The sequence below is a fragment of the Hydrogenophaga palleronii genome, assembly GCF_031457455.1.
Taxonomy (GTDB): domain Bacteria; phylum Pseudomonadota; class Gammaproteobacteria; order Burkholderiales; family Burkholderiaceae_C; genus Hydrogenophaga; species Hydrogenophaga palleronii_A.
In genome coordinates, this window is the sequence record NZ_JAVDWU010000009.1 from 228,098 (window position 1) to 240,003 (window position 11,906).

The window sequence follows — 11,906 nt, forward strand, 5'->3', positions numbered from 1 at the left end:
GACTTATTGAAAAAATTCGGGATTGAGCGGCGGCGCCCATTGCATGAGTTCGTTCTCGCTGATGGCGGCGCTTCCGACGGCCGACGTGTTGTTCACCAGGTCGCCATCGGTCCAGTGTTCGATCTTGTTGCCGAAGGGGTCGCGCCAGTAGTCGAAGAGCTGACTGCCCTGGATGTGGCGGCCGACGCCCCACGAGTGCCTGTGCCCGCGCTGCTTGAGGTACTCCCCGCCTTGCACCAGGTCGTCCAGGTCGAGCACCTCGAAGGCGCTGTGGTCGAAGCGCGAAGAACCTTCTTGCGCGGTGATCAAGGCAATCGTGTGGTGATCCGTCCACTGCTCGCCCAGGCCGCAGTGCATGAACGCGGCAATGACGTTCTGCTCCGCGCCGGCCCAATAGGTGTCGGATGGCCGAAACCCCAGCACGTCCTGGTAGAACTGCAGCATCTTGGGGAAGTCGGCAACGAGCACCGCGACATGGCCCAGGCGCATCACGGAAGAGGGCTTGGGCGCGAGCCGGATCGCCTTGCCCAGGCGCCTGCGATCGACCGCCGAATTCATGGCGAGAGCGCCGCGAACCTCGCGGGGAGCCTGCTCGGCCTGGCCGTGGATCACGTCCACCAGAAAGCCCGCCGGATCGGTGAAGCGCACACGCTGGCCGCCGCCGGGCTCAGGGTTTTCTTCGACTCGAACCCCGAGGTGCGCGGCAAGCTTCTGCAGATCCGCCTCGCTATGTGCCAGCAAGCCGAAGCCAAGCGCCTTGTTCTCGGGGCCAAGCTCGGAGATGTGCACGTGGTGCATGCGACCGGCGGCTCGCATATAGAGCGCGCCGCTGGTGCGTTCGACCCGGTGCAGGCCGAAGTCGTCGAGGAAGGCTTCCATGCGATCCAGGTCGCAGACCTGGTAGCGGACAAAAGCGATGTCTTGAACGGTGATCATGCGAGGCGTCCTTCGGTGGCGATGGGGATTTCGGGCTGGGAGCGGTCGACTGGCGCCGCAGGCTTGAGCAGGTAGAAGGCCAGCGCCGGTAGCAGGACCAAGGCGCCCAACATGTTCCAAAGAAACATGAATGCCAGCAGCAGGCCCATGTCGGCCTGGAACTTGATGGGGCTGAAGATCCAGGTCACCACGCCGATCGCCAGCATCACGCCCGTGAGCATGACCACCCTTCCGGTGAACAGGAGCGCGTCGTGGTACGCCTGCGACAGGGATCGGCCTTCGCGCAGTCGAGCCAGCATGACGGACAGGATGTACAAGGCGTAGTCCACGCCGATCCCCACGCCCAAGGCGATCACCGGCAAGGTCGCCACCTTGACGCCCATACCCAGCGCGACCATGAGGGACTCCGCCAGGTAGGAGGTGACGATCAGCGGCAGAATGGCCACGAGCACGGCCCGCCAGGACCGGAAAGTGACGAAGGCGAGGATGGCGACGGCGGCGTAGACCATCCACACCATGAGATGCCATGCTTCCTTCACCACGATATTGGTGGCCGCTTCAATCCCGGCGGAACCTGCCGCCAACAGGAATTTCGTGTCCGCGGTATCGTTCACCGCGGCGTACTTCTGCACATGGCCGACCACCTCGGTCAGTGTCTCGGCCTTGTGGTCCCTCAGGTAGATATACAAGGTGAGGAGGCTGCAGCTGTCGTTGTACAGGCCCCGGGGTGCGTTGGCGGTGACGGTATTCACCATGTCCTGGCTGGGCAGCAACTCATACCAGCGTGGATTGCCCTCATTGAGCCCGGTCACCACACGCCGATTGAGCAGCGCCAGCGTGTTGGTGGACTCCACCCCGTCGATTTGCCGCAGCTGCCACTCCAGTTCGTCCACCTTCTGCACGGTCTCGAGCCGCGTGCACTGACCTTCCGGGGACTTGACCATCACCGCCAGCACATCGCTTGAGGCTCCATAGGCAGCGTTGAGGTAGGCGACGTCGCGGTTGTAGCGGCTGTCTGGCCGCAGTTCGGGCGCGCCTGGGTCCAGGTCGCCGATGGACAGCTGGGTGCTGAAGAAGACGCCGAATGCGAGCATCGCCACACCGGCGATCACCGCGGCTCGTGCCAGCTCGGGGCGCGTGAACCGTTCGAGAAAGGCCCAAAGCGCGTGCTTCTCGCCTGACACCACCGCGAGACTTCGCCTCGCAGCATGGGGCGCCACGCCGGTGTAGGACAGGAGAACCGGCAGCAGGATCAGGTTCGTGAAGATCAACACACCGACACCGATCGACGCCGCGGTCGCGAGCTCCCGGATAACCTGGATATCGATCACCAGCAGCACGGCAAACCCGACGGCGTCAGCGAGCAGCGCCGTCAGGCCGGCCAGGAAAAGGCGTCGAAAAGTGAGGCGGGCAGCGACCAGCTTGTCGACCCCGCGCCCGATGTCTTGCATGATCCCGTTCATCTTCTGGGCGCCATGACTCATGCCGATGGCAAAGACCAGGAAGGGAACCAGGATCGAATAGGGGTTCAGAGCGAAGCCGAGCATCGGCAGCAGGCCGAGCTGCCAGACCACCGCCACCAGGGAGATCGAGACCACCAGCAGCGTGGACCGAACACAGCGGGAGTACCCGTACACCATCAGGGTCGCGATGGCCACAGCGACTGCGAAAAAGAGCAGCACGGCCTGTACACCCTCGATCATGTCGCCGATCAGCTTGGCGAAGCCGGTGATATGAATGTCCACACCTTGTGGCTCATACCTCGCGCGCAGCCCCTCGAGCGATCGAGAAAGCTCGGCGTAGTCCACTGCACGGCCATCCGCCAGCCTGGCCAGCAAAGGAACATAGACGATGCTGGACCGGGCATCCAACGAAACGATCTGCCCGATCTCGCCGGAACGCGCGATGTTGGCGGCCAACTGCCGCAGGCTCGCTTGCGAACCGTCGAACCGAGCGGGAATCACGGGGCCGCCCTCGAGCCCCTCCTCGGTCACGCCTGTCCAACGGGTGGACGGCGTCCACAGGCTCTTCAGCGCATTGCGGTCCACGCCAGGCAGCAGGAAGACTTCGTCGCTGAGCTCGCGCAAGGTCTCCAGGTAGCGAGCGTCATAGATGCTCCCTCCGGGGTTGGCCACGACGATCCGCACGGCATCGCCCAGGCCTCGCAGTTCCGACTGCTGCTCCAGATAGTTGGCGATGAACGGATGCGTCGCGGGAATGGTCTTTTCGAAGCTGGCCGAGAGCTGTAGCCGGCTCGCCTGCCATCCGAGCAAGACGGTGGCGAGCAGACAAAGCAGGACCACGACCGCCCGGTGGTTGAAGATCAAGCGTTCCAGCGTGGAGCCGGAGTGGCGATCGAATTCGTTGAGCGTCATGGCTTCTTGCTTCCGACCCGGATCGCGCCGCCCATGCCGACGGCGAGAATCTCGCCGCTCGCCATCATCAAGGCCTGGGACAGTGGTGGCAAAGGCGGCAGGCCCAGCGGCAGCGCTGGCGCACCTGATCGGGTGCTGAACAGCTCGCCGGACTGATTGGCAAGCAAGACACTTCCATCCGGAGCGGCCGTGGCGCTCACGATCGACACCGGTGGAACACCTTCTATCTGCTTCCAGGATTGGCCGGCGTCAGCGGAGTAGAAGACATTTCCGCGCAGGCCGGCGACAACCCACTCGCCTTGTGCAGTGACGGCCAGAGCGAACCAGCTGCCTTCGTAGGGCACACGCAACGGCGAGAACGTGCGACCGCCATCCACCGAGCGCAGCAACAGACCTTGCTCTCCGGCAAGCAACCAGGTTGGGCCGTGCGCACGCAGCGCATAGAGATGTTTCGCCCGCGGATTGTCCAGGCGATCTTGCGCGCTCTTCCAGCTGACGCCGCCGTCGGTCGATTCGAAGATCAGGTTGTAGGCGCCAATGACGATAGCCCTGCCGTTGCCGTCGTGGATCACGTCCAGCAGGGGCTTGTCCGGACCATCCTGAACCAGCAACTCGGCCTCCTTCAACAGATGGGGCGCTCGCGGATCACCCGCCGCCTGGCGGGCCTGCGCGGCGGCCTTGGCGCTCAAGGCGAGCGTGCGGCCGTCTGCCTTGAGTTGCCAGTCTTCACCGCCGTTGCGCGTCGAAAGGATCACGCCCCCGTGCCCGACTGCGAGCCCGTTCTCGGGGTCGGTGAACCGCACGGCCGTCAGCGTGGTGCTGACCGGCACCTGCCTGGCCTGCCGCCAGGTCACACCACCGTCATCCGACAAGGCAATGAGACCCCGTTCCCCGACGGCCACGATTCGTTGCCCGGCTGGCGCCGCTGCAAGCAACACGCTCCTGGCGGGCGCGCGCACCCGCAACGCCGGCTGTGACAGGGCATGGAATCTGTCGGGACCGGCCGGCTCGCCACGCGCCGCGTCGGCGGCCAGCCCGCGACCCGCGGCCACGAGCGAAGCCAGGGCGACGATGGCGCTGCGCCGGTCGTGCTGGAGTGTCTTCATTCTGGTTGACCGGCAGAGAACCGATGGACCTGATCGACAACGCTCATCTCACGCCCTCTCCAGCCATGGCATCGGGTGTGAACACCGCGTCGTTGTAGCGCTTCTGGACTTTGTACTGCTGCTTTTGCTGGTTCATCACGACGTTGACGAATGCGCCGCCAGAGATGTGGTCGTAGGTGCCCCAGGTCACCGCGGCTTGCGCCGGAATGTCCGGCATGGCGACTGGCACCACGAAGACCGAGCGAGCGAGCTGCCCTTTGGAGTCCCAGCGATCGCCCCACGCCAGTACCCAGGAGTCCTCGTCGATGTAGTAGAGCGATCGCGGCGCAGTGTGCCGCTGGCCAGGCTTGAGGTTGGCCTCGACCACCCAGACCCGATGCAGTTCCCAGCGAACGTGATCGGGATTGAGGTGGCGCTCCCCGACCAGGTCCGTGTCCTTGGTCGGCACCAGAGAACGATTGCTGTTGTACGGGATCAGCATCTCTTGTTTGCCGACGAGCTTCCAGTCGAATTGGTCGAGGCGGCCCGTGAATCCTTCGATCTCGTCGAACGACACCAGGCCTGCGGAGAACGGCGTCGGCGTGTCGCAGCAGGTGTTGGGCAGCTTGCGCACGCGGCGCTGCCCGGTGAGGTACACCCAGGCCTGGGACTTGTCGCCACGCAGCTGCTCGCGACCGGTGATCGCCTCGCCCGCGCGAATCGCCGGACCGGTGTTGATCGAGCGCACCATCCAGTGCTCACCGTTGAATTTCTCCAGCGAGCCATCCGGCGCGTAGTAGGGCATCTGATGGTCGTTGCGGGCTTGCAGGACCACGACCCGCTTGCCCTCCGGCGTCAACGTATAGCCGTTGAACTCGGTGTACCAGGACTCCCCGCGCCAGCGCAGGAGCACGTTCCACATGGCCTCGGCGCCTGTCTTCGGAATGGGAAACGGGACCCCGCCGTAAGCGCCCTCGGGCACGGGCCCCGCCGGGCTGTCCACGATCTTGGCTCGCGTGGCGTTGCGAAACGTGTTCTCGTAGACGTGGTCGGGAGCTGCCGCCGTGCGGCGAGAAGGATAGACGTCGACGCGGAAGCTGTTCGGGAACCGCTGCATCATCTGCTTCACCCCCTCGGGGAGCTTCGCAGCGTGCTCGGCTGCGTTCATGGCGGTGATGCTGTACAGCGGTTTGTCGGCCGCGAAAGGATCGGGGCGGCGCCCCCCGTTATCGAAGCCGGGCGTGGCGGTCGTGAGGCCCCCCGTCCAGGCGGGAATGGTGCCGTCCTTGTTGCCGGCCTTCTCGCCGCCCAAAGGCATCAGCGTCGTCTTCAAGCTGGCGGCCTCTTCGGCTGTGGCGGTGGCGCTGGCGGCGCCGGCGGACAGGGCGAGCGCGAGCGACAGGCCGGCGACCCGGCCAATGGAGGTAATGCGCATGAGATGTCTCCGATCAGAAGGTGTAGGTGACGGACGCCGACACGAAATCCCGGTCCCTGCGGGCTTGACGCCAGGTGAAGGCCTGCGAGGAGGGATCGTTGAACGTGGCTTTCGGGCCGTGGTGGCGGGTGTAGGCCAGTGAAAATCGCCAAGCGTCGCGGTAGCTCGCGTTCACCCCGATGGTCAGGTCACCGCCTCCCTCGGGAATCCAGGCGTTGGGGTTGCTGATCGCCAGCGGCCGCGATCCCTTCGGTGCCCAGGACAGCCCCAAAGGGATGCCGATGTCGACGCCGTCCAGCACGCCGCGGTAGATCGGTTCCAGCGTGACCCGCAGGGCGAGCCCCTCCCGCGTCCCGTTGGGATCCAAGGCCGCGGCGTTCTTCGTCACCTTGAGCAACCGGTTCCAGGCGACTTCGCCCACCAGATTGGCTTCGCGCCAGAGCGGCGTCGAGCCGATACTGCCGATGGTCGAGATGTTGAGGTGCGCAGTGCGGCCGACCGCGTAGCCCGGGTTGCCGCGGTTGTCTGTCGGAGGCACCGGCGCAAACGCACTTGCATCGCCGGCACGGGTGCTCGCCAGGTCCACGTTGTCGCGAACGGAACCTTCGATGGCGACGTTGAAATTGCCGAACGTCTTGCTCGCACTGGCGCCGAATGCCTTGGTCCCTTGGTGGTAGGCCAGGTAGTAGTCGCCGGGGGCGGGGCCGACGGGCGTCATCACCAGGCGCGGAACCAGCTGAGGCGTCTTGGCGTGGTAGCGGATGGCATAGAGACCGTAGTCGGCGAAGCCTGAGCGCACGCGAATCTGAAGGCCCCCTTGCCCGGAGTCCTTGGCCTCCATGTCCGCGCCGCGCAAGGCGGGAGGAACACCCGGTCCCAGCAGCAGGCTTTCGGCGCCGTCCGGCGCCGGATCCGCGTTGCTGAAGTAGCTGCCGACCCCGGGCAGACGGGCCTTGTCCCATCGGAACTGGTAGTAGCCCGCCAGCGACACATGGGAGTTGATCTGGTACTGACCCGACAGCTGCGGCACGGGGCGCACGGCTTCCTTGAACTGCGTGTTGGGAACCGATGCCAGCTTCACCACATCCACCGGCTGCTGCCCTCCGGCAATGGCGTTCGCGCCGAAGAACAGGCTTTCGCCCCAGAGCAGCGAATGCTGCCCTACCCGCACGCTGGCCGAGCGTCCGCCGACATCGAACTTGCCGAACAGGAACGCATCCAGCACTTCCGCTTGGCGGCCATGGATGTCGCGCGTCTCGCGGGTGAACTCGTTGTAGGGGACGGAAACCTGGTTCGGAAACGCGCCGCCAGGAAAGCCGGGGTTGTCGTTGGTCCGGTTGTAAATGCTGTCGTACCAGGCGGCCACGCTGATCCGCCCGCCCCATGTGCGCTGGTAGACGACATCGAGTTCGCTGAGCAGGTCGAACCGGTTGGAAATCAGGCCCTTGTCGAAGTTGCGGTTTCCGTCGTCATTGTTGGGATTTGTCAGCAACGCCGGATCTTGCGACTTGACGCGCGCCGCAGCGCTGTACTTGACCGTGTTGTCCCAGCGGACCGTGACGTCGCTGTTTCCGGTGGCCAACTCCATCGCAGCGGCGCCATTCGCCAGCAACGCTGCGACTGCAGCAAGCGGCACGAGTCTGCTCGGAACGAATGGGGCGCACCGCCCCGCTTGGTGCTTCATATGTTCTCCTCTTTCCTCGAATGGATGGTGGGCGAGAGGAGCACACGTTAAGCGTTGCTTTGTCGATTTTTTAGAGTGTTATCCATCGTACAAATGAACGTAGCGGTTGCGTTCGGATCGTGGATGATCCTTCTGCATCACCCGTCATCCCCATGGTCACTTCTTCGGCAACCGCACTTTCCGCCTCCACTGCTCGCAGCCTCACCTCCATGGCGTTCGAGCAGTTGCGCGCCGACATCCTGACGGGCGAGCTACGGCCCGAAGAGCGGTTGCGCATTCAGGGACTCAGCGAGCGGTACAAGGTCGGCGCCACCGCGATTCGCGAGGCCTTGTCGCGTTTGGTGACGGACGGTTTGGTCGAGTCGGAGGATCAGCGTGGCTTCTGCGTCGCACCGGTGTCCGTCGATGAACTGGTGGACTTGACCCGCACCCGGATTCAGGTGGAGCAGCTCGCGTTGCGCCAGGCAGTGGCACAGGGGGACATCGACTGGGAGTCGAATCTGCTTTCCAGCTTTCACCGTCTGTCTCGCTCCGAAGCGCCAAGCTCGCCTGAGAAGCATGCCGCCTGGACCACAGCCCACCGCCAGTTCCACGAAGCCGTGCTGGCTGGTTGCAGATCACCTTGGCTCATGAGGCTGTGCCGGCTGCTCTATGACAAATCCGAGCGCTATCGAAATGTCGCCGAGCGGCAGCCAGGGTCTCAGGTGCGCGACGTCGACACCGAGCATCGCCGGCTGATGGATGCGGCCATGGCACGCGATGCGGAGTCGGCGTGCAAGGTGCTCGAAGAACATTTCTGGCAGACCGCCGAGATCACGCTCAAAGCCGGTTTCGGCGGGCAAGCCACCCGCAAGAAGCTGGCCCGATAGCTGGCCCGATAGGCGGCCGCTGCCAGCCGGACGCAACGGCCACAACCCAAAGGAGACATCGTTGCACACGTCATCCCCCACTGCGCCCGCCACCGGCTGGGACGCCCACTACGAATTCAAGGCGGTCGCCCTTCTGGCGCTCGGCTTCGGCCTCGTCGGACTCGACCGGTTCATCATTCATCCGCTGTTTCCCGTCATGCAGAAGGACCTCGGCCTCGACTACCGAGACCTAGGGCTGATCTCGGCGGCGCTGGCATTGACCTGGGGTATCGCGTCGGTATGGGCCGGCCGGCTGGCCGATCGCATCGGACGCAAAAGGGTGCTGGTTCCCTCCATCGTGCTGTTCTCCGTGCTGGTGGCCATGAGTGGCCTCGCGACGGGACTCGTGAGCCTGCTGCTCATTCGCGCGTTGATGGGACTCGCCGAAGGCGCCTATGTGCCCGCCAGCATCATCGCCACGACCGAGGCGTCGAAGCCCACGCGAACAGGCCTCAACGTCGGCATCCAGCAGATGGCCGCACCGCTCGTGGGGCTGGGGCTTGGGCCGCTCGTCGCGTTGGGGCTTTTGAACGTTTTGCCGAGCTGGCATTGGGTTTTTGGCGTGGTTGCAATACCTGGGCTCATCGTCGCGGCGCTCATCGCCAAGGTTCTGCGCGATGTCGTTCCAGTTCGCCAGCAGCAAGAGGTCGTTCAATCACCGCCCTGGGGCCAGACGCTGAAGCACCGCGCGGTCATCGTGAATACGCTGGCCATGATGTGCTACCTGACGTGCCTGATCACGCTGTCTGCATTCATGCCCAACTACCTCACTGACCATGTGGGGCTCTCGCTCGATCAGATGGGCTTGGTCCTGGCAGGTATCGGGGTGGGAAGTTGTGCGGGAATGGTGGTCGTCCCTGCGGTTTCAGACAAGGTGGGGCGCAAGCCGGTGATCGTCGCTGCCCTCCTGATCGAGTTGCTCGCGATCGGGGCCTTGATCGCGGTGGCCCGCGCGCCGGGCGAGCTTTTCGCGGCCCTGTTCGTTGCCACCTTCATGAACGCGGGCGTGGTCGCCATCAACGTGGGGCCATTGACCAGTGGTTCCGTGCCTCCACACCTTGTCGCAACCGCCACAGGCATTGTGGTGGGGCTTGGCGAAATCGTGGGCGGAGCGATTGCGCCTGCGGTGGCCGGGGCGCTGGCTCACTCGATGGGCATCACCGTGATTCCATTGATCGCCCTGGCTTCAGTGGCGGTCGGCCTGATGGTCGTCGTGTTTGGCGTTCGCGAACCGGAGAAACGAGACTGGCGTCTACGGGGAAGCCCGCTCGTGTAACCCATGCGGTAGAACGAACGAGGAGAAGCATCGTGGCCCGTTTCAGGAAGATCTCGTCACGCTCCCTTGGCCTTGCGATGATTCTGTGCGCATGTGCCGGGGGCGTGTCACCGCAGTCCAGGTTGGAGGCCCCACTGGTCATCGGGATGTCAGCACCACTGACCGGACCGGATGAGCGCTACGGCCGGGGCTTGATGGAAGGCGTGAGGCTTGCCATCGAACACCTCGGCGAAGCCGGCGTACCCAAGGGCGGGCGCCTGGAGCTCAGAGCACTGGACGATGGCGGGGACCCGCAAAAGGCGCTGGACAATACACGCAGCCTCGCCCAGGCGGGCGCAATTGCCGTCACCGCGTACCACGGCACGAAGTCGGTCGAGGCATCACTGCCGGTGCTTGAAGCCCACCAACTGGCTTTGGTGGGCGCGGCAAGCAGCGCAGAGAGCCTGCGAGAACCGCCCAGACGAACGCTCTTTCACCTGCGCGCGGGTGCGCTCGAGGAGATGCAAGCCATCGTCCTGCACCTTGATACGCTCGGATTGCTCAGGATCGGCGTCATCTCGCAGGACGACGGACTGGGTGCGGCGGGAAGCGAGCAACTGGCAGCCGAACTCGTGAGGATCGGGCTTCGCCCTGTCGCGGCCTCGCGCATTCGAAAAGAAGACGATGCGGGGGTTTCCACAGCGGTGGGATCGGTGTGTGAATCCCGGCCTCAAGCTGTCATCCTGGCCGTGAGCGCGCGTCTGGTGCACAGGACAGTGAAGTTTGCCAGGCATGCCGGATGCCATGCGCAGTTCGTGGTGATGAGCGAAACGGGTGCGGCGCTGCGAGCGGTGACCGGCGAGGCCGCGCGCGAGCTGGCCGGCCTCGTCGTGTCGCAAGTGGTGCCTCACCCGAAACAACTCAGTCATCCGCTGATTGCGGCGTACGCCAGGGACGCGGCGCGCAAGCCAGGCGCAGCCCCTTCATACCCCGCAGTGGAAGGCTATCTCTACATGCGAGCCCTGGGCGAAGCTATCCGGCTCTGCGGCGCGAACGTCAGCCGCGAGTGCGTTCTGAAGACGCTTGAAACCAAGCCATTGGCCCTGCCGGGCTTCAAGGTCAACTTTGAGAAAGGCCAACGCCGAGGCAGCGCATTTGTCGAACTGACACTGCTGCGTGCTGACGGAGGTTTCCGGCGCTGAGCGCGCGGCGCGACACCGGCAAGGCCTCATGCCCCTGCGAGGCGCGTGGCAAACGCCGCCTTGTCGCGAACGCCCATCTTCACATAGGCGGAACGCAAGTGATGACGCACCGTCGCGGGCGACATCTGCAGCTGCTCGGCAACCTCCCGATAGGAGTTGCCAGCGGCAAACGCCAAGCCCACGGCACGTTCTTGACGGGTCAGCATGTCCTTGGGATCGCGCCGCCGAACCGAGAGAAACACGTGATCCCCGCTCCACCGGATCGCCGCTTGCAGCTCGCGGCCGATGAAGTCTGGTTTCCGGGCCCGGATCTGCGCCATCAAACTGTCTGGCAGCAGTGGGCCTGTCCAGTCGGGCCATTCCGTGCGCAGGTTGGCCAGAACGCCCGGCTCGGCCACGTAGACCGCACCCATCGCATCCGCCACCAGCAACGCCGTCTTGTCGGCATTTCGCTGCGCGGCCATTTCATCGGCAAGTGCCATGTCGAGTGCGGCGGACAGATGGGGTGCAACGAGCTCAAGGATTTCCATGTCCGCTCGGGTGAAACGCGGGGTGGCTTTGTTCCTCGCGAGGGAGATGAATGTCGTTAGGCCTGTCTCAGCGTCAAGCTCACAGAGGCAAATGGATTGCCAGATCTCCATGTGATCCGCCAGATCTCGCGTGCTTGGCTGAGAGACAAATTCGGCATGCGGGAAGTAGTGCGCGCGACCGGGTGCTCGCACGACCGTGCGCGCGACGACGTTGTCGGGATCGGTCAGGTTGAACCGTTCTGCGATGTCTTGCGGCAGCTTCCAGCCGAATGAGCAATGAACGCTGTGCCGGCCATCGGCGACGGAACCGCGGCCCCACCATGCCTTGTCGAAACCCACATGTCGGCGGAGAAGGTCGATCGCCCGTCTTTGAAACGCGTTCACCTCTCCGGTCCGAGAAGCGGCGTAGATGCGGCGAATCAACTCGCTCAGATCAACAAGCGGTAGGGCTGGCATATATGTCCGTCTGCAACAAAAGCTTGTTGACGCGCCCTGT

Annotated in this window: 9 protein-coding genes; 3 read left to right on the plus strand and 6 right to left on the minus strand. The window is 64.4% G+C overall.

What is annotated here, in order from left to right; all coding sequences use genetic code 11:
- Positions 1-3: 3 nt before the first annotated feature.
- Genes J2W49_RS19855 through J2W49_RS19875 form a run of 5 tightly spaced genes read right to left on the minus strand, consistent with a single transcriptional unit; the run spans position 4 to position 7,515 of the window.
- Complete coding sequence (locus J2W49_RS19855; RefSeq protein ID WP_310320364.1) at positions 4-936, minus strand: VOC family protein; 933 nt, start codon at positions 934-936, stop codon at positions 4-6.
- Positions 933-3,311, minus strand: coding sequence for an efflux RND transporter permease subunit (locus J2W49_RS19860; protein WP_310320366.1), 2,379 nt, complete (start codon positions 3,309-3,311; stop codon positions 933-935). Before J2W49_RS19860 ends, J2W49_RS19855 begins: the two co-directional genes overlap by 4 nt.
- Positions 3,308-4,417, minus strand: coding sequence for a WD40/YVTN/BNR-like repeat-containing protein (locus J2W49_RS19865; protein ID WP_310320368.1), 1,110 nt, complete (start codon positions 4,415-4,417; stop codon positions 3,308-3,310). The genes J2W49_RS19860 and J2W49_RS19865 overlap by 4 nt, the downstream gene beginning before the upstream one ends.
- 43 nt (positions 4,418-4,460) lie before the next feature.
- Positions 4,461-5,831 carry a DUF1329 domain-containing protein gene (locus tag J2W49_RS19870; protein WP_310320371.1) on the minus strand — a complete coding sequence of 457 codons (1,371 nt, stop codon included), beginning with the start codon at positions 5,829-5,831 and terminating at the stop codon, positions 4,461-4,463.
- A 13-nt stretch (positions 5,832-5,844) separates the two neighbouring features.
- On the minus strand, positions 5,845-7,515 hold the full coding sequence (locus J2W49_RS19875) for a DUF1302 domain-containing protein (RefSeq protein WP_310320373.1): 1,671 nt from the start codon (positions 7,513-7,515) through the stop codon (positions 5,845-5,847).
- A 152-nt stretch (positions 7,516-7,667) separates the two neighbouring features.
- Between J2W49_RS19875 and J2W49_RS19880 the strand changes: the two genes are divergently transcribed.
- The 3 genes from J2W49_RS19880 (at position 7,668) to J2W49_RS19890 (ending at position 10,880) form a co-directional block, all read left to right on the plus strand.
- On the plus strand, positions 7,668-8,384 hold the full coding sequence (locus J2W49_RS19880) for a GntR family transcriptional regulator (protein WP_310320375.1): 717 nt from the start codon (positions 7,668-7,670) through the stop codon (positions 8,382-8,384).
- Between the two features lie 61 nt (positions 8,385-8,445).
- Positions 8,446-9,699 (plus strand): MFS transporter, encoded by a 1,254-nt coding sequence (locus tag J2W49_RS19885; protein ID WP_310320377.1) that lies wholly within the window; start codon positions 8,446-8,448, stop codon positions 9,697-9,699.
- Positions 9,700-9,845: 146 nt separating this feature from the next.
- Entirely contained in the window at positions 9,846-10,880 is a 1,035-nt protein-coding gene (locus J2W49_RS19890; protein ID WP_310320379.1) for an ABC transporter substrate-binding protein, read from the plus strand.
- 26 nt (positions 10,881-10,906) lie between these two features.
- Here J2W49_RS19890 and J2W49_RS19895 read toward each other — a convergent pair whose 3' ends face one another.
- Positions 10,907-11,866, minus strand: coding sequence for a helix-turn-helix transcriptional regulator (locus tag J2W49_RS19895; protein WP_310320381.1), 960 nt, complete (start codon positions 11,864-11,866; stop codon positions 10,907-10,909).
- Between the last annotated feature and the right edge of the window lie 40 nt (positions 11,867-11,906).